The organism is Kribbella sindirgiensis, assembly GCF_004331435.1.
Lineage (GTDB): Bacteria > Actinomycetota > Actinomycetes > Propionibacteriales > Kribbellaceae > Kribbella > Kribbella sindirgiensis.
In genome coordinates this window covers 167,908-185,345 of record NZ_SJKA01000012.1, presented here as the reverse complement: position 1 = coordinate 185,345, position 17,438 = coordinate 167,908, and the positions used below count along the sequence as shown (strand labels likewise).

15 protein-coding genes are annotated in these 17,438 nt (G+C 70.0%); all 15 read right to left on the bottom strand.

Annotated features, from left to right (window positions below):
• Window positions 1-4: 4 nt before the first annotated feature.
• Window positions 5-1,540 carry an FAD-binding oxidoreductase gene (locus tag E0H50_RS29815; protein ID WP_131293859.1) on the bottom strand — a complete coding sequence of 512 codons (1,536 nt, stop codon included), beginning with the start codon at window positions 1,538-1,540 and terminating at the stop codon, window positions 5-7.
• The gene (locus E0H50_RS29810; protein WP_131293858.1) at window positions 1,527-2,351 is read right to left on the bottom strand and encodes a shikimate dehydrogenase; all 825 of its coding nucleotides are present in this window, start codon (window positions 2,349-2,351) and stop codon (window positions 1,527-1,529) included. Before E0H50_RS29810 ends, E0H50_RS29815 begins: the two co-directional genes overlap by 14 nt.
• A gap of 1 nt (window position 2,352) precedes the next feature.
• Window positions 2,353-3,537 carry an endolytic transglycosylase MltG gene (mltG, locus tag E0H50_RS29805; protein WP_238151360.1) on the bottom strand — a complete coding sequence of 395 codons (1,185 nt, stop codon included), beginning with the start codon at window positions 3,535-3,537 and terminating at the stop codon, window positions 2,353-2,355.
• Window positions 3,538-3,548: 11 nt separating this feature from the next.
• Window positions 3,549-4,007, bottom strand: a complete 459-nt coding sequence (gene ruvX / locus E0H50_RS29800) for a Holliday junction resolvase RuvX (RefSeq protein ID WP_131293856.1) — start codon at window positions 4,005-4,007, stop codon at window positions 3,549-3,551.
• Window positions 4,008-4,035: 28 nt separating this feature from the next.
• Window positions 4,036-6,705 carry an alanine--tRNA ligase gene (alaS, locus tag E0H50_RS29795; protein ID WP_131293855.1) on the bottom strand — a complete coding sequence of 890 codons (2,670 nt, stop codon included), beginning with the start codon at window positions 6,703-6,705 and terminating at the stop codon, window positions 4,036-4,038.
• A gap of 5 nt (window positions 6,706-6,710) precedes the next feature.
• Complete coding sequence (locus E0H50_RS29790; protein WP_131293854.1) at window positions 6,711-6,947, bottom strand: DUF6167 family protein; 237 nt, start codon at window positions 6,945-6,947, stop codon at window positions 6,711-6,713.
• Window positions 6,944-7,354, bottom strand: coding sequence for a DUF948 domain-containing protein (locus E0H50_RS29785; protein WP_130388436.1), 411 nt, complete (start codon window positions 7,352-7,354; stop codon window positions 6,944-6,946). Before E0H50_RS29785 ends, E0H50_RS29790 begins: the two co-directional genes overlap by 4 nt.
• 131 nt (window positions 7,355-7,485) lie before the next feature.
• Complete coding sequence (locus tag E0H50_RS29780; RefSeq protein ID WP_131293853.1) at window positions 7,486-9,183, bottom strand: multicopper oxidase family protein; 1,698 nt, start codon at window positions 9,181-9,183, stop codon at window positions 7,486-7,488.
• 150 nt (window positions 9,184-9,333) lie between these two features.
• Window positions 9,334-9,948 (bottom strand): excalibur calcium-binding domain-containing protein, encoded by a 615-nt coding sequence (locus tag E0H50_RS29775; protein WP_238151359.1) that lies wholly within the window; start codon window positions 9,946-9,948, stop codon window positions 9,334-9,336.
• 94 nt (window positions 9,949-10,042) lie between these two features.
• Window positions 10,043-10,351, bottom strand: coding sequence for a nuclear transport factor 2 family protein (locus E0H50_RS29770; protein WP_131293851.1), 309 nt, complete (start codon window positions 10,349-10,351; stop codon window positions 10,043-10,045).
• Window positions 10,348-11,715, bottom strand: coding sequence for a replication-associated recombination protein A (locus E0H50_RS29765; protein ID WP_131293850.1), 1,368 nt, complete (start codon window positions 11,713-11,715; stop codon window positions 10,348-10,350). Before E0H50_RS29765 ends, E0H50_RS29770 begins: the two co-directional genes overlap by 4 nt.
• An 82-nt stretch (window positions 11,716-11,797) precedes the next feature.
• Window positions 11,798-12,733, bottom strand: coding sequence for a hypothetical protein (locus tag E0H50_RS29760; RefSeq protein ID WP_131293849.1), 936 nt, complete (start codon window positions 12,731-12,733; stop codon window positions 11,798-11,800).
• Window positions 12,734-12,779: 46 nt separating this feature from the next.
• A complete protein-coding gene (locus tag E0H50_RS29755) occupies window positions 12,780-13,709 on the bottom strand; it encodes a hypothetical protein (RefSeq protein ID WP_131293848.1) in 930 nt (309 codons plus the stop codon).
• An 8-nt stretch (window positions 13,710-13,717) separates the two neighbouring features.
• Window positions 13,718-14,599: a VC0807 family protein gene (locus E0H50_RS29750; protein WP_131293847.1), complete on the bottom strand. Its 882-nt coding sequence runs from the start codon at window positions 14,597-14,599 to the stop codon at window positions 13,718-13,720.
• Window positions 14,600-14,766: 167 nt separating this feature from the next.
• Window positions 14,767-17,421 carry a preprotein translocase subunit SecA gene (locus E0H50_RS29745; protein ID WP_131293846.1) on the bottom strand — a complete coding sequence of 885 codons (2,655 nt, stop codon included), beginning with the start codon at window positions 17,419-17,421 and terminating at the stop codon, window positions 14,767-14,769.
• Between the last annotated feature and the right edge of the window lie 17 nt (window positions 17,422-17,438).

Sequence of the window (17,438 nt, the reverse complement as noted above, 5' to 3'; positions counted from 1 at the left end):
CTAGCTAGCTGAGGGTGTACGGGGTGTGGAAGAAGTTGCCCGGGTCGTACTTCTTCTTCGCGGCCTGCAGCTTCGAGGCGCTCGCGCCGTAGTACGAGCTGATCGCCCGCCCGGACTCGACGTAGTTCACGTAGCCGCCGGCCGAGGACGGGCGGACCGCTTTGTGGCCGTTCGAGATGAAGGTCTGCGCGTTCGTCCCCTGCGCCGACGAGTACCACTGGATGACGGCCAGCGCGCTTCGCCACGGCCAGGACGAACCGCCGGCGGGCTCCTTCGCGGCCTGTCCGCCGAGCGGGTCGAGGATCGCCGACGCCGGCGTCCCGGCGCGCGCGGCCGCCTTCACCGCGCCGAGCAGGCCCGTGATCGTCGCGGCGTCCATCGGCGCCTTGAGTACGTCGGAACCGGCGAGGAACCCCTGGCGTGGGCTCGTGGTACCGCCGCCGAGGTACTTGACCGCCTCCAGGTGCGACTTCACCGAGAGCGTCCGCCCCGACGCCTTCGCGCCGACGAGCGATTCCAGTTGCGCGGCCGCAGCGGTCGCGTCGCCCGTGGTGGAGACGCCGAGCACGCGGATCGACAGCGTCCCGTTGCTCTTGGCATCGATGTGCAGGTTGGCCCAGACCGTGGCCGGTGCACTCTGTGCGAACTTCTGCCAGCCACGGACGACGGCCGCCGCCTGCGACTCCGGCCAGGTCAGCCGGAAGAAGCCGAGCTTGGTCGCCGGGATCGTCGCGAACTGGAACGACGTGACCACGCCGAGGTTGCCGCCGCCGCTGCCCCGCAGTGCGGCGAAGAGGTCGGACTTCGCGCTCGCGCTGACGGTGTGCGCCTTGCCGTCCGCGGTGACCACGCCCATCGAGACGACGCGGTCGCAGGTCAGGCCGTACGTCCTCGTGTGGACGCCCATCCCACCGCCGAGCGTGAGGCCGGCGACGCCGACGGTCGGGCAGGTGCCGGTCGGCAGCGAGCGGCCGTAGCGGTCGAGGAAGGCGTGCACGTCGTACAGGCGGGCGCCGGCGCCGACCGTGAGGACGCCGTTCGCGTAGCTCATGGTCTTGAGGCCGCCGACGTCGAGCTGCACACCGTTCGCGATCGTCGACGCGCCGACGTACGAGTGGCCGCCGCTCTTCGGGACCAGGACGAGTTTGTTGGTGCGGGCGAAGTCGATCGCCTTCTGCACATCGGCCGGGTTGGCGGCCTTGACCACGGCGGTCGGGCGGACGCTGTCCCAGCGCGGGTTGAAGAGTTGGTGCGCGGCGGCGTACCCGGAGGTGGAGGGCAGGTAGAGGCGGCCCTTCAGCGAGCCGGCGAGGGCGTTCCAGTTCGGCCCGGCCGCGGTCTGCGTGGGCGCCGACGTGCTCGGGGTACCGCTCGGCGTGGTCGGCGCGGTTGTGGTGGGGGCAGCCGTAGTCGTGCTGGGTGCGGTGCTAGGAGTCTGCGACGGGCTCGTCGTACTGCCGGTGTCTTTCGAGTCACCGCAGCCGGCCACGGTGACGGCGACTCCGGCGATCAGAACGGTACGACGGTCAAGCAGGCTCACGGTCCCCCAGCTCCTCACGCGCAGCAGCCCTCATGGCCGCCAGAGGAGCCGGCGACCTACCCGTCATCATCTCGACCTGGAGGGTCGCTTGATGCACGAGTAGATCAAGTCCGTTCAACAGCTCGGTACCGATCCGGTGCGCCGCGATGGCGAGCCGGGTCGGCCACGGGTGGTACGCGACGTCGAACACCACCGGCGCGACGGCGGCGAAGTGCTCGGCCCACGGGTCGACCGCGCCGCCGGGCAGCGTCGACACGCACAGGTCGAAGCCCCCGATCTGCTCGACCTGCGAGAAGTCCGCGACCGAGGTGCGGAGTCCGAGCTCCGCCGCGAGGTCCAGCAGCCGCTCGGCCTTCGCGACGTCCCGGACGACGACCGTCACGTCGGTGACCTTCATCCCCCGCAACGCCGCCAGCGTGGACGCGGCCGTCGCGCCGCCGCCGATCACCACCGCCGACTCGGCCGCGGTGATGCCCTGCTCGGCGAACGCGTTCACCAGCCCCGGTACGTCGGTGTTGTGGGCGGACCGGGATCCGTCCGGCTCGAACAGCATCGTGTTCGCCGCGCCGATCAGCTCCGCGACCGGGTCCACCGTGTCGACCAGGTCGAGCGCGACCCGTTTCAGCGGCATGGTCAGCGACAGCCCGCGGACGTCGTCACCGAGCGACGCGACGAATCCGCGGAGCTCGTTCTCCTCGACCTCGAACGCGTCGTACCGCCAGTCCAGCCCGAGCGCGGCGTACGCGGCCCGGTGCATGGCCGGCGACAGCGAGTGCGCGATCGGCGAACCGAGAACGGCACACCGGGTCAATTCAGCACCTGCCCTTGTGCGCCTGGCACCACGCCTGCAGCTTGGCGGTGTTGGCCTGGTGTTCGGACAGGGTGCTCGCGAACGCGGTCTCGCCCGTGTCCAGGTTGACCAGCGTGAAGTACTTCCAGGAGCCCTGGGCCGGGTTGATCGCCGCGCGCAGCTCGTCGCGGGTCGGCGAGTTGATCGGCGTCGGCGGCAGGCCTTTGTACTTGTAGGTGTTGTACGGCGAGGGGTTCGCGCGCTGCTCGGGTGTCGTGAAGACACCGCCGTCCTTGCCGACCACGTAGTGGATCGTCGAGTCCATCTGCAGCCGCATCCCGGCCGCCAGCCGGTTGTAGATCACCCGTGCGACCTTGGCGTAGTCCTCCGGCCGATTCGTCTCCGCGCCGATGATGCTGGCCACGATGACCGCCTGGTACGGATCGAGCTTCTTCCGGGACGCCGTGTTGACGAGGTCCAGCGACGCCGCGGTCTTGGCGTAGTTCGCGGTCATCAGCTTGAGCATCGTGTACGCGTTCGCGTTCTTCGGGACGTCGTACGTCCCCGGGAACAGGAAGCCCTCGGCGTTGTTGTGCGCGTACGGCGGGAGACCGAGCAAGGCCGGCTTGCCGAGGGCCGTGGCGGCGGCGCCGGCCGGCAGCTTCATCTTCGAGCCCTGCAGGATCACCGCGACCTCGGCCTTGGTCTTGCCGGCCGCGATGCTGATCCGGGCCACCTTGACCGACTCGGCGGTGTTCAGCATCAGGTCGAGAGCGGCCTTGGCCGACATGTGCTTGCGCAGCGTGTAGGTGGCCGCCTGGATCTGCAGCGACCGCGGATCGTCGCGGGCCACCCGCTCGAAGGCGCGGGCGCTCTTCACGACTTCCTTCTTCTCCAGGGTGTCCGCGATCGACGCGGTCGCCTGGCCCTTGGTGATCTCGACGACCACGGAGCCGGTGCCCGCGCCCTCGTAGTCGGGAGCGGAGAAGAGTCCCTCGAGCGCGTCCTTGCCCTTGCCGAAACCGACCACCGCACCGGCCACCAGGGCGCCGACGACGACCAGCGAGATCAGGCCGGCGAAGCAGCCGAAGGCGCGGCGGCCGCGCGCCCGGCGCCGGTTGGCGCGGCGCTCGACGCGGGACTCCGCGCGCAGCCCGAGGCCGCTGCCCAGATCGTCACGCTCGCCCTCGTCCACTTCTTCGTGCACCGATGGTCCGTTCACAGGGGCCTCCCGGGTGGGTTGCCGGTCTCACGCTCCAGGTCGAGCGCATGTTGCAGAATCACGACGGCCGCGGCCTGGTCGACCACCGCCCGTCGCTTGGAGCCTTTCTTTCCCCGTTCCCGCAGCATCCGTTCGGCGGTGACCGTGGTGAACCGCTCGTCCACCAGCCGCACCGTCGTCCCCGAGTTCGTCACCAGTACCTTGTCCCGCACCTGCTCCGCCGTCTCCCGGATCTTCACCGCGGCCGGCCCCTCGCCCCCGGACAGGGAGCGCGGCAGCCCGACCACGATCTCGAACGCCTCCAGTTCGGCGGCGAGTGCCGCGATCCTATCCAGATCGCCGGGCCCACGCCGGACGGTTTCCACAGGGGTCGCCAGGATTCCGTGCGGATCGCTGCTCGCGACGCCGATCCGGGCGTCGCCGATATCGAGCGCGATCCGCACGCCCGTCCTCATCGGCGGCTCCTCAAGACTGCCGGCTCATCTAGCCGGTGACCTGGTGACCGATCGCGTGCTCGACGGCGCTCAGCGCGTCGTCGGCACCGGCCGCGTCCGTGCCGCCACCCTGCGCGACATCGTCCTTGCCGCCGCCGCGGCCGCCGAGCTTCTCGGCCGCGATCCGGACCAGGTCGCCGGCCTTCAGCCGCCACTCCCGGGCCAGGTCGTTGAGCGCGATCACCACGCCGGGCTTGCCGTCGTTCACGCTCAGCACGGCGACCACGACCGGCTTGTCGTTCGGCATCCGGCCGCGGACGTCCAGCGCCAGCTTGCGCAGGTCGCCGCCGTTCACGCCGTCGGGTGCGCGGTGGCCGACGTACTGGACGCCGAAGACGTCCTTCGGGTCCTTGGCCAGTTCCGCCGCGGCCTCCAGCACCTGCGCGGCGCGCATCCGCTCGAGCTCCTTCTCGGCCACCCGCAGCCGCTCGGCCAGATCGGCGACCTTGGCGGGCAGCTCCTCCGGGCGGGCCTTCAGGTTCTCGCTGAGCAGCCGGACCAGTGCCCGCTCGCGGCCGAGGTAGTGCAGCGCCTCCATGCCGACGAACGCCTCGATCCGCCGGACCCCGGCGCCGACCGACGACTCACCGGTGACGGTGACCGCGCCGACCTGCGACGAGTGCTTCACGTGCGTGCCACCGCAGAGTTCCCGGGACCACGGGCCACCGATCTCGACCACGCGGACCTGCTCGTCGTACGTCTCGCCGAACAGCGCCAGCGCGCCCCAGTCCCGGGCCTCCGGCAGTGTCATGTACTGCGCCGACACCGGCAGGTCCTTGCGTACGGCGAGGTTCGCGACCTCCTCGATCTCGGACCGGGTCGCGGCGTCCAGCGCCGACGACCACGCGAAGTCGAGCCGCAGGTAACCGGGCTTGTTGTACGAGCCGCTCTGCAGCGCGTTCGGGCCGAGCACCTGGCGCAGCGCGGCGTGCACGACGTGCGTGCCGGAGTGCGCCTGGCAGGCCGAGACCCGCCACTCGTGGTCGACCGCGGCCTGCACGTTCGCGCCGGGACGCAGGACGCCCTCGACGATCTCGACCTTGTGCACGATCAGACCCTTGACCGGGCGCTGCACGTCGAGCACCTTCAGCTTCAGCCCGTCGCCGAGGATCAGGCCCTCGTCCGCGATCTGTCCGCCGGACTCGGCGTAGAACGGGGTCTTCTCGAGCACGACCTCGACGGTCTCGCCCTGCTCGGCGAACGGCGCGACCGCACCCTCACGCAGCAGACCTCGGACCTCGGAGTCGCTGGACAGCTCCTGGTACCCGGTGAACTCGGTGACGCCCTTCTCCCGCAGTTCCCGGTACCCCGAGGTGTCCGCGTGACCGGCCTTCTTGGCGCGCGCGTCGGCCTTGGCCCGCTCGCGCTGCTCCTTCATCAGCGAGCGGAAGCCCTCGGTGTCGACGTTCAGGCCCTGCTCGGCCGCCATCTCGACGGTCAGGTCGATCGGGAAGCCGTACGTATCGTGCAGCTGGAACGCCTTCGCGCCCTCGAGCTGGTGCGCACCGCTCGCCTTGGTGTCGCGGACCGCCACGTCGAAGATCGTCGTACCGGCCGTGAGCGTACGGCGGAACGCCTCCTCCTCGGCGTACGCGACCTGGCTGATCCGGCCGAAGTCGGTGACCAGCTCCGGGTACGACTTCTTCATCTGCTCGAGGCTCACCGGGAGCAGCTCGACCAGGCTGGGGTCCTCGTAACCGAGCAGGCGCATCGAGCGGATCGCCCGGCGCAGCAGGCGCCGCAGCACGTACCCGCCCTGCTCGTTACCCGGCGTGACGCCGTCGCCGATCAGCATCAGCGCGCTGCGCACGTGGTCCGCGACGACCCGGAACCGTACGTCGTCCTCGTGCTCCGCGCCGTACTTGCGGCCGCTCAGCTCGGACGCCTTCTCGATCACCGGGTAGATCTCGTCGATCTCGTACATGTTGTCGACGCCCTGCAGCAGGTACGCGACCCGCTCCAGGCCGAGACCGGTGTCGATGTTCTTCTTCGGCAGCTCGCCGAGGATCTCGTAGCCGTCCTTGCCGCCGCCCTCGCCGCGGATGTTCTGCATGAAGACCAGGTTCCAGAACTCCAGGTAGCGGTCGCCTGCCTCCCAGTCCCGGTCCGCGCCGAACTCCGGGCCGCGGTCGATCAGGATCTCCGAGCACGGGCCGCACGGACCCGGGATGCCCATCGACCAGAAGTTGTCCTTCATGCCGAGCCGGACGATCCGGTCGTCGGGCAGCCCGGCGACCCGCTTCCAGATGTCGATCGCCTCGTCGTCCTCGTAGTACACCGAGGCGTACAGAACAGACTCGTCGAAGCCGTAGCCGCCCTCGTTCTGCGGCTTGGTGACCAGCTCCCAGGCGAACTTGACGGCGTCTTCCTTGAAGTAGTCGCCGAACGAGAAGTTGCCGTTCATCTGGAAGAAGGTGCCGTGCCGGGTGGTCTTGCCGACCTCCTCGATGTCGAGGGTCCGGACACACTTCTGGACGCTGGTCGCGCGCGCGTACGGCGGCGTCTGCTGACCGACGAAGTACGGCACGAACTGGGCCATGCCGGCGACGTTGAACAGCAGGTTCGGGTCCGGCGACGGCAGCGGCGCACTCGGCACCACGGTGTGGCCCCGGTCCTCGAAGTACTGCAGGAACCGCCGCCTGATCTCACTGGTTTCCATGGGTGTTACCGGTAGTCCTCACGATCGTTGGTGTTCTCGATGCCGAGCGCGTCGCGCAGTTCGGTCTCCCGCTCGGCCATGCCCTCGCGGACCTGGTCGCCGAAGTGCCGGACCGCGGCGGCCAGCTTGGCCGCGGACTCCTGCATCCCCTCCGGGGCGAGAATCTGGGCCCGCTTCTTCAGCCGGGTCACGGCGTACACGCCGACGGCGATCCCGATGATCAGCCAGAAGATCCGCTTCACCGCTTCCGCGCCTTCCGCTCGGCCTTCATCTCTTCCTTGACGCGCCGCGACACGTCCTTGCGCTGCTGCTCACCGAGCGCCCGGCGGACGCCGTACGTGAACGCGGCCGCCTTCACCAGCGGGCCGCCGGCGGTGGCCGAGAACAGCGACATCAGCGCGGCCGCGTTGGTGGTCACGGTGGTCGCGTTGTCGGTGATCGTGTCCACCTTCGCCAGCTGCGCGTTCGTGGTCGCGACCGTGGTGGTCACCTCGCCGAGCAGCGGGACGCTGGAGTCGGAGACGCCCTTCACCATGATCCGGGTCTCGTCGAACACCTTGCCGAGCTTCAGGATCGGATAGGCCAGCAGGCCCACCAGGATGAGCAGCGCGCAGGCGGCTATCAGCCCCGCGACTTCACCGACGCTCATGGAAACGATCCACCTTCCGTAGCGACCTGATGCGACCTGTGGACGCCCGACCTTATCGCGGGCTCCTGTCACACTCCGCTTCAGGACACCATCCCGCACATCACAGTCCCCCACCAAACCGCCTCGGCGGGCTACTCGATCACGTAGCGCTGCATCATGTCGTTGTCCTCGTGCTCCAGGATGTGGCAGTGCCAGACGTACTCACCGGTGTACGAGGCGCCGATCGCCAGCGGCGCGCCACCGGCCGCGTTCGCACCGAACGGGACCAGTATCCGGGTCACCTCGCCGGGCATGGCCACCACCGTGTCCTTCCAGCCGCGCTCGTTGGCCGGCGGCGGTACGGCGGCACCGACCAGGGCCGCCCGGCTGACGTCGTACCGTTGCCGGTTGAGCACCTGGAACTGGGTGAAGTGCAGGTGGATCGGGTGGGCGTCACCGGTCGTGTTCACCAGCTCCCACTGCTCGAGCGTGTCCTTGCCGATCGGCTCGTCACGGAACTCCTCGGAAGCGAAGGACCGGTTGTTCAGCAACGCAGCGAGCGGCGCGCCGGCCGCGTCGAGGAGCTCGACCAGCGTCATCGTCCGGCTGGCCGCCGGCGTCCGGCCCGCCAGCCTGGTGATCGGAACCGCGCGCAGCCTGGCCGGCAGCGGCGCCGTGTAGCCGGTCGTGCTCGTCACGGTGAAACGCATGATCTGCGACAGGGGTGCGCCGCCGCGCCGGGCCGCCTGCGGTCCGTCCGGGAACGGCGTCCGGGCGTTGTTCGCCAGGATCACGCTGCTGCCGGGCGGCAGCGCGGCGAAGTCGACGACCAGGTCGGCGCGTTCGCCCGGGCCGAGCGTCAGCTTGTTCAGCGGCACCGGAGCATCGAGCAGACCGCCGTCGGTGCCGATCTGGTGGAAGGACAGGCCCGCTCCGCCGGCCATGAACTTCAGCAGGTAGAACCGCGCGTTCGACCCGTTGAAGACGCGGAACCGGTACTTGCCGCGGGCCACGTCGAGGTTCGGCCAGGCCTTGCCGTTCACGGTCGCGACATCGCCGAAGAACTCCGGTGCCCACGCTCTCGGGGTGGTCGGGTTCTGGTTCGGCGGGTAGGCGAGCTTCCCGTCGGCGGTGAGCATCCGGTCCTGGATCACCAGCGGCAGCTCGTACGGCGGCGCAGGCAGGCGGCTGCCGTCACCCGGATCGTCGTCGTCGCGGAGCAGATAGCCGCCGGCCAGACCGGCGTACACGTTCAGCCGGGTGATCGCGAGCGCGTGGTCGTGGAACCACAGGCCCGCCGAGGCCTGCTTGTTCTCGTACGAGTAGACGAACTCGGTGCCGGGCAGGAACGTGTCCAGCGGTCCGCCGTCGTCCTCCGGCCGGGTGTTCCCGCCGTGCAGGTGGACGGCGGCCCGCGGCCGGACCGCGTCGTCCGTGCCGGCCGGGAGCAAGCCTTCGCCGACGGCCTGCTGGATCAGCTGCTCGTCGATCGCGAAGGCGAGCGGGTGGCTGCCCAACTCGTTGCGTACGACCAGGTCGAACGGGACGTCGCGCCGGGCCACGATCACCGGGCCGAGGTAGGTCTGCGCACCGGTCGCTGTGCGGTAGGCGAAGGTGTCCGCAGGTCCGAGCGCGCCATGGAACCGGTGGACGGCGTTCACCATCCGGATCGTCGCGCTGCCGCCCTGCGTGGCGTCGACGACGCCGAGGTCGGCCAGCGTGGGCAGCTGTTCGGTGAACGGCGTGACACCGGGCGGAACGGCCGCGGACGCCCGCAGCGCCGTACCGAACGAGAGTGGAACGGCCAGGCCTGCACCGGCCTGGAACAGACGACGTCGACTGATGGTCATGACGACCCCCCAGAAGGCTCGGGGCTCCCCCAGCACCGGATGTGGATGCTTTCAGGGGAGCTTTCGGAGCCCCGCGGCGGGAGAGGCCTCCGGCATCAGCGCCGGGGACCAAGGGCCCGGCCGGGCGTTTGAAACGCCCGGCTCAGCGGGTCAGGAGTTGCCGTTCTCGCAGGCGATGCCGTCACCGTTGCGGTCGAGGGCCGGGGTGTAGCCGGGATCGCCGCGATACAGCGGTGCCTTCCCGGCGGCGCGGACCTCGGCGCAGTTCCGGTAGACGACGGGTGTGGTGCTGGGCGTGCTGCTGGGAGTGGTCGACGGTACGGCGGTGGTCGCAGGCGGAGTCGGCGTACTGGTCGACGGGGTCGTTGTCGCCGGCTGCGTCGGGGTGGTGGTCGTCGAGGTGCTTGACGGGGAGGTGGGTGCCGGGGTGCTGGACGACGAGGTGCTGGATGACGGGGTGCCGGGTGGGGTTCCTGTGGTGGGGTCCGCGGTGGTCGGGTTGTTCGTACCCGGGCCGGTCAGCGGGACGTTGGACGTGGACCCGGCGCTGGTCTGCGGCGCGAGCGGGTTCAGTGGCTTACCGACCGGGAGCGACGGGCGCGCGCTCGATCGCGACGTACCCTCCGACCGATCGACCGTCGGGCTGGAGGAACCGGCGGCTTGCGGTACCTGGCCGGTCTCCGAGTGCTCGGACCTGAACGGGTACAGGAACAGCGCTGCTGCCAGGACAGCGACTGTTGCCGCAGCCGCCCCGAGCTTCAGCACCGGCGGACGCTTACGAACATGCCGAGGATGGGGCTGCCTCAAAACCATTACCTTCCGCCCCCAGGCCGCGAGGCAGTTTACCGACTCGAACGCTTCAATCGAAGCTCACGGTGAGTGTCTGCACGGCTCCGTCCGGCGCCCAGCGCAGCTCCATCGTGCCGGTCCCACCACCTGACCAGCGGAAACGCGCCCGTTCGTCGCCGTCCTCGATGAGCGTCATGGTCTCGCCTGGCGGATTCTCCCGGTACGCCGCCGCGATCGCCGTCCGCCCTTCGAACGGTCCGGCCGGAACACCCACGAACCGCATCGTCGCGTCCGGCGCGAACCGATCGGCGAACGCCTCCCAGGCGCCGCTCGTCACCGCCAGGTTGAAGGCGGCCACGTGATCCTCGGTACGGCTCATTTGCGATCCCGGAGGATCTTGCGGATGGCGGCGACCCGGTCGGCGTACGCCGCTTCGCCGCCGCGACGGGTGGGTTTGTAGTAGTCGGTGCCGTCGATCACGTCCGGCGCGTACTGCTGCGGGAGCACACCGCGCGGGTCGTCGTGGGAGTACTGGTACGAGGACCCGTGGCCGATCTTCTTCGCGCCGGCGTAGTGCGCGTCCCGCAGGTGCGGCGGGACCGGGCCGACCTTGCCCGCCTTCACGTCCGCGATCGCCGCGTCGACGGCCATGATCACCGCGTTCGACTTCGGCGCCAGCGCGAGCGCGACGACCGCCTGGGCGAGGTTGATCCGCGCCTCCGGCATCCCGATCAGCTGCACCGCCTCGGCGGCCGCGATCGCGACCCCGAGCGCGGTCGGGTCGCCCATCCCGATGTCCTCGCTGGCCGAGATCACCAGCCGGCGCGCGATGAACCGCGGGTCCTCCCCCGCCTCGATCATCCGGGCCAGATAGTGCATCGCCGCGTCCACGTCCGACCCGCGGATCGACTTGATCATCGCGGACGTGACGTCGTAGTGCTGATCCCCGGCCCGGTCGTACCGGACCGCGGCCCGGTCGACCGCCGTCTCCAGCGTCTTCAGGTCGATGACCTTCGCGTCCTTGGCCCGCGCTCCACCCGCGGCCGCTTCCAGGTAGGTGAGCGCGCGGCGGGCGTCGCCCCCGGCCATCCGCAGCAGATGGTCCCGGGAGTCCTCGGCCAGCTCGAACTCGCCGTTCAGGCCGCGCTCGTCGGTCAGCGCCCGATCGAGCAGTACGGCGATGTCGTCGTCGGTCAGCGACTCCAGCGTCAGCAGCAGACTGCGCGAGAGCAGCGGTGAGATGACGGAGAAGAACGGGTTCTCGGTGGTCGCCGCGACCAGGGTGACCCACCGGTTCTCGACGCCTGGCAGGAGCGCGTCCTGCTGAGCCTTCGTGAAGCGGTGGACCTCGTCGATGAACAGCACGGTCTCGACCGCACCGGTCGCGCGGGACAGATCGCGCCGGGCAGCGTCGATCACCTGCCGGACGTCCTTCACCCCAGCGGTGACCGCCGACAGCTCCACGAACTTCCGGTTGGTCTGGTGCGAGACGACCGCCGCGATCGTCGTCTTCCCCGTCCCCGGAGGGCCCCAGAGCAACAGCGACATGGGCTGATCGCCCTCCACCAGCCGACGCAACGGCGAGCCGGGCGCCAGCAGATGCTGCTGACCTACCAGCTCGTCCAGACTGCGCGGCCGCATCCGCACCGCCAGCGGAGCCGCGGTGTGGTCCGCATCCGCCAGACTCCCGCCACCACGGGCAGGCGCGGGCGCCCCCGGAAGATCGAACAACCCATCACTCACCCCAGAAGCCTATCCACCCCCACCGACACCCCGCCGAACCCCGCACCCCACCACCAAGCAACCCCGCGGCGGGCGGGGTGGGTTAGCGGGTTGGGCCGGTGGGGCGGTTGTGGGTACTGCGGATGGCTCGGGTGTCGCGGCGGGTGGCGGGGGTGGGGGTGTCGAGGGAGTCGGCGATGCCCTTGCGGACGGAGCGGAGCTGGGCCTGGGCGGGGTCCAGCCGGGTCGCGACCGCGTGATCGTGCTCTCGCCAGGCGTCGCGAGTCTCCTTGAAGAGCACCGCCATCGCGGGCGTCTTCATCAGCAGCTCGGCCCACAACGGCGCACCGGTAAGCTCCACACCCATGCTGTACGCGAAGTACAGCGAGCTGATCTTCGCCTGCCGGGCGATCAGCGGGCGCCGACTGATCGGCGCCTCTTGACGCCGGGCGAGATGGAGCCGGTCGTCCATCAGTTGCTGACCTTGCCGGACCATGTCGTCGGCCGCGGCCCGCAGCGGTTCGCTCACCCGGATCTGCGCGCCCTCCGCGATCACGTCCCGCAGAACGCTCGCCCGCGCCAGCCGGGTCAGCGACTGCGCGATCCATTCGTCGTCCCGGTCGGGCAGATCCACGCGCCCGCCGTACGCGCTCTCGAAGTTCTCCCGGAGGTCCGCGATGGTCGTGGTCGGCATGGTTCGGCCGTCCATCGCCGCCCGGTTCACAGCCTGAGCGGATGCCTCCTCGAGGCTCAGCCCCCAGTGGTTCCTCGGGTCGAGCGCCAGATCGGACGCCGCCACCAGGATCTGCTCGGCGTCGGTTCCCTCCGGATCCAGGCGTACGTCGTCCAGCCCGAGCTTGCGCCACCAGTGCGCCAGCCGGTCCGCCGTACGCCGTTCCTTGTCGGGCGCACCCGCCGGAAACGACTGCTCGTACCGGTCGATGGCGAGCAGCGCCTCGGCAGCGAACAGATCCACGACCTGCTGCGCAGCGACGAGCTCGTCCCGGCTCGGCTCCTGCAGTTCGGCCCGCGGACTCATCGCCGACGGTCCAACTCGGCCCGGACCCGCACGACCGCCTCCGCGGTCATCGGGATGGTCCGGTGGGGCGGTTGGAGTTACGGAGGGCACCGGCGTTGCGACGGGTCACTGCGCCGGCCTCGTCGAGGTTGTTGATCAGGTCGGTACGGACGGAGCGGAGCTGAGCCTGCGCCGGGTCGAGGCGATGTTCGAACGCGGTGCGCTGATCGCGCCGTTCGTTCCAGGCGCTCACGGCGTAGAAACCCGTGGCGAGGTTCATGGCCGCGTAGGCCACGACCGAGTCGGCCGCAGTCATACCCCAGCCGTAGGCCGCGGCGGCGGCAAAGTTCCTTGCGTGCCAACGGACCCCGTGGTTCTCAGGCTGCACCTCCTGCTGGACTGCCAGTTCGCGCCGGTCGTCCATCAACCGCTGCCCCTGCCGAACCAGCTCGTCGGCCGCCTCGTGGAGCGCCTCGCTCGCGCCGACCCGCGCACCCTCGGCGATCACGTCCCGCAGGACACTCGCGCGCCCGAGTCGGGTCAGCGACTGGCCCAGCCAGTCGTCGGCCCGCTCCGGCTCGCTCGCCTGGCCGCCGTACGCCTCCTCGAACCTTGTTCGCAGGTCGGCGACCGTGGTGACAGGAGACATCCGGCCCTCCATCACAGCCAGGTTGGCTGCGTACGCTGACGCGTACTCGATGCTCACGCCCCACTGGTTCTCGGGGTCGCGCGACAGGTCGGCCGCTACCCCGAGGATCTGCTCGGCGTCGGATCCGCGCGGATCCGGTCGTGCCTCGTCCAACTCGAGCTTCTGCCACCAGTACGCGAGCCGGTCCGCGACCTGACGCTCCCGGTCGGTCGCCGTCGCCGGGAACGATCGCTCGAAACGATCCAGGGCCAGCAGCGCCTCGGAGGCGAACATGTCCACCACCTGCTGCGCTGCGACGAGCTCGTCACGGCTGGGCTCGCCACGGTAGGTCCTCGGATCCCGAGGCATCGTCGGTGTCATCGCCGGCCGTCCAGCTCGGCCTGCACCCGATCAGCGGCTTCCGAGCGGCGCCGAAGGCTGTCGAACCGTGCCGCCTTCGCCTCGTCGGCCTGCTGGTAGTCGGCGTCCTCCGCGGCCTCGGCCGGGACATACCACCAGCGTTCGTCGTAGAAGGTCGGGCCGACGTCCATCCCGGCCAGCATCGGCGTCGCCGCGCCACCGTCGATCAACTCACGCATGCGCTCCTGCGAAACGTAGTCATCGGTCACCCACCCGACTGTAGAGCGCCGGGGGGCGAACACGCGGTGCCACGTACCGCTGCGGCGGAGCGGGACGATGGTCGGGACCTGAAGGACGACGATGGTGGCGATCGTGATGACCGGGTCGGTCGCGGGGACGACAGAGATCGGCAACGTGTACGCCACGATCACCCGCACGATGCCGTCGGCGATCGTCGCGATCCCCCACCACACGGTGATCCACTTCCACGCGTCCCGGAAGCGCGCGTTCGTCTCCCACAGCTGCTCCATCACGCGCGCCCGCCGCGGCATCATCGCCAGCGTCACGACGAACGTGAGCGGCCGCGGGTGCCGCAACGACCACAACGTGATACCTGCGAACGGCAGGCTGATCCACGCGTTGCGGACGAGCAGCAGGCGCGCGTCCCCACCCATCAGCGCGACCACCGAGCTCGCCACCATGCTCAGCACGACAGCCATCCCGACCAGGTCGGTACGCCGAGTGCGCGCGAACGACACCGCCGAACTGATCAGCCCCGGGACCACGCCGACGAGCAACGCAGTCAAGTCACTCACACCGAGCGCCTTGAGCCCGTAGAACAGCCCGAGCGGCACGGCGATGTCGAAGACGAGAAGCCAAGGACCTTTGTGCGTGGGCATGACGAGAGCGTCGCCCACCGAGCCGCCGCCCGGCATCGAGCCGACGGCCACCCCGCCCTAGACCAAAGTCGAAGCCGACCCCCAGGCCATCACAAGTGCCGGCCCGCGGCGGGGCGCACGCCTACGCGCGTCCGTCGCCACCGATTGTGATGGCCTGGAGATCCGGGCTACTTCCGAGAACCCTTACCCGCGCCGTCGGCGTCGTCCGCCTCGTCGGCCTCGCCCGCGTCATCGGTGTCCGCGTCGCGGAGTTCTTCGGGGAGGTCATCGTCGTCGGCGTCGCGGAGTTCCGCGGGGAGGTCGTCTTCGTCGAACTGCTCGGCGAGGAGTTCCTCGGACTCGGCGACCGACTCGGGCTTGATCGCGTTCCGCAGGCGGCCGAGGATCCGGTCCGCCTCGGTGCCGAACGGGTTGTCGTTGACCAGGTACGTCCAGGTCGCGGTCGGCCGCGGGATCCCGCTGTTCTCCTCGTCCAGCCCGTCGGCGGTGATCTCCGCGTCCGCGAACGTCTCGGCCGCGTCCTTCCAGGAGTCCTCGATGAGCGTGTCGAACGACGCGATCGCCGACTTGTTGAACTCGTCGATCGGCTTCAGGTGCACGATGCCGCCGGCCAGCGACCGCAGGTGGATGCCCTCCCGCAGGTCCGCCAGGTACGCCAGGTGGTCGGTCCAGCGCCGGTCGAGATGCCGCAGCGCGATCCGCCGCGCCGCCGCCTTCACCACGTCCTCGCCGACCTCGTCGACCAGTTCGTCGTACCGCTCCTTGGCGCGCTCGGCGAGCTCGTCCGCGGCCAGGTCCTCGGTCAGCACCTTCTCGCGGGTCTCAAGCAGGATCGCCCGCTGCTGTCCCGTGAGCCGGTTGTACTGCCACGTGGTGCGGTGCAGCTCCGCGTTCGCGCCGTCCGCGACCCGCTGCGCGTGCTCGAGCATGCCGATCGACTTGCGGTCCGTGAGCCGGCCGGTAGCGTCCGGGTGCGGGCGGAGGCCGGACGAGACGGAGTACCGCGTGACGAGCTCGTCGGCGAGGCTCGCGAAGAACAGCGACCCGCCCGGGTCACCCTGCCGGCCGGCGCGGCCGCGCAGCTGGTCGTCGAGCCGCCGCGACGCGTGCAGGCCGGTGCCGACGACGTACAGGCCGCCGAGTTCGAGGGCCTTGTCCTTGTCGTGGGTCTCGTCCTTGCCGCCCAGCCGAATGTCGGTACCGCGGCCGGCCATCTGCGTCGACACGGTCACCGTCCCCGGCACACCGGCCTCCGCGATGATCGCCGCCTCCTCGGCGTCGTTCTTCGCGTTCAGTACGACGTGGTCGATGCCGGCCGCTTCGAGCTTGTCGCTGAGCTGCTCGGACTCCTCGACGCTGTGGGTCCCGATCAGGATCGGCCGGCCGGTCTCGTGCACCTCGCCGATGTGCTTGACCAGCGCGGCGTTCTTCTGGTCGACGGTCAGGTAAAGGCGGTCCTGGTCGTCCTTGCGGATGTTCGGGTTGTTCGGCGGGACGACGGCGACCTCGACGTCGTAGAACTCCTGGAGCGACTCGCCGACGACGACCGCGGTGCCGGTCATGCCGCAGAGCGACTTGTACCGCTTGATCAGCGCCTGGACGGTGATGCTGTCCAGGATCTCGCCGGAGTCGCTGACCGGGACCGCTTCCTTCGCCTCGACCGCGGCCTGCAGACCGTCGGGCCAGCGCTGCAGCTTCGCGATCCGGCCGCGGTTGTTGTTGATCAGACTGACCTTGCCGTCCCGCACCAGGTAGTCGACGTCCTTCCGCAACAACACCTCGGCGTGCAACGCGACGTTCACCTGAGTCAGCCGATCCAGATTCTCGTCGTCATACAAGTTGAACCGCGCCCGCTCAACCTCCTCCACAACCTCGTCATCCGACACAGCTTCGTCGGTGTCGGTGTCGGTGTCGGCCTCGTCCGCCTGGTCCGCGTCGGTCACGTCATCGGCAGCCTCGGCCGCTTCTGCCTCGACTGCTTCTGCCTCGGCGCGTTCGCCGAGGGCTTGTTCTACCTTGTCGGTGCCTCGGTCGGTGAGGGCGACTGTCCGGCCGTCGCCGTCGATCTCGTAGTCGACGCCTGCGCGCAGTGTGCGGACCAGCTGGACGACGTCGTCGTCGAGCGCCTCGTTCCGCGTCGCGCCGGCGAGCACCATCGGGACCCGGGCCTCGTCGATCAGCACGGAGTCGGCCTCGTCCACGAGCGCCACGTCCGCCTCGACGGTCACCCGGTCCGCGACATCGGTGACGAGACGATCCCGCAGTACGTCGAACCCGATCTCGCTGACCGGCACGTAGCAGACCTCCGCCTGGTACGCCTCCCGACGCTCCTCCGGCGTAGACGCCTGCCCGACGTGCGACACGGTGACACCGAGCAGCTCGTACACCGGACCCATCCACTCGGCGTCGCGCTTGGCCAGGTAGTCGTTCACCGCCAGCACATGCACCTTGCGCCCGCCCACGGCGTACCCGGCCGCAGCGATCGCGCCCGCCAGCGTCTTGCCTTCACCGGTCGCCATCTCGACGACCCGGCCCTGCAGCATCGCCAGCGCGCCGACGACCTGGCCGTCGAACGCCCGCTCGCCGATCGCCCGTTTACCCGCGTCCCGGGCCAGCGCGAGGAACTCGATCTGCTCGTCCTCGTGCAGCCCGCCGGTGGTGCGGAGTTCCGCGACCGCCTCGGTGAGCTCTTCGTCGGTCAGGTCGACGACCGAGTCCTCCGCCTCGCCGACCAGCTGGGTGAGCCGTTCGTACGGGCCGAGATCGATCGAGCCGGGGCGCTGCAGCAGCCGGCGGAAGCGAGAAGCGATTTTCAGGGCCATGATGCAGGCAACGTACA

What these genes read in the sequence shown, in the direction of transcription:
- ruvX (WP_131293856.1), bottom strand. Translation starts at nt 4,007, where the DNA reads ATGAGGACGGGCGTGCGGATCGCGCTCGATATCGGCGACGCCCGGATC.
- alaS (WP_131293855.1), bottom strand. Translation starts at nt 6,705, where the DNA reads ATGGAAACCAGTGAGATCAGGCGGCGGTTCCTGCAGTACTTCGAGGAC.
- E0H50_RS29785 (WP_130388436.1), bottom strand. Translation starts at nt 7,354, where the DNA reads ATGAGCGTCGGTGAAGTCGCGGGGCTGATAGCCGCCTGCGCGCTGCTC.
- E0H50_RS29780 (WP_131293853.1), bottom strand. Translation starts at nt 9,183, where the DNA reads ATGACCATCAGTCGACGTCGTCTGTTCCAGGCCGGTGCAGGCCTGGCC.
- E0H50_RS29770 (WP_131293851.1), bottom strand. Translation starts at nt 10,351, where the DNA reads ATGAGCCGTACCGAGGATCACGTGGCCGCCTTCAACCTGGCGGTGACG.
- E0H50_RS29760 (WP_131293849.1), bottom strand. Translation starts at nt 12,733, where the DNA reads ATGAGTCCGCGGGCCGAACTGCAGGAGCCGAGCCGGGACGAGCTCGTC.
- E0H50_RS29755 (WP_131293848.1), bottom strand. Translation starts at nt 13,709, where the DNA reads ATGCCTCGGGATCCGAGGACCTACCGTGGCGAGCCCAGCCGTGACGAG.
- E0H50_RS29750 (WP_131293847.1), bottom strand. Translation starts at nt 14,599, where the DNA reads ATGCCCACGCACAAAGGTCCTTGGCTTCTCGTCTTCGACATCGCCGTG.
- E0H50_RS29745 (WP_131293846.1), bottom strand. Translation starts at nt 17,421, where the DNA reads ATGGCCCTGAAAATCGCTTCTCGCTTCCGCCGGCTGCTGCAGCGCCCC.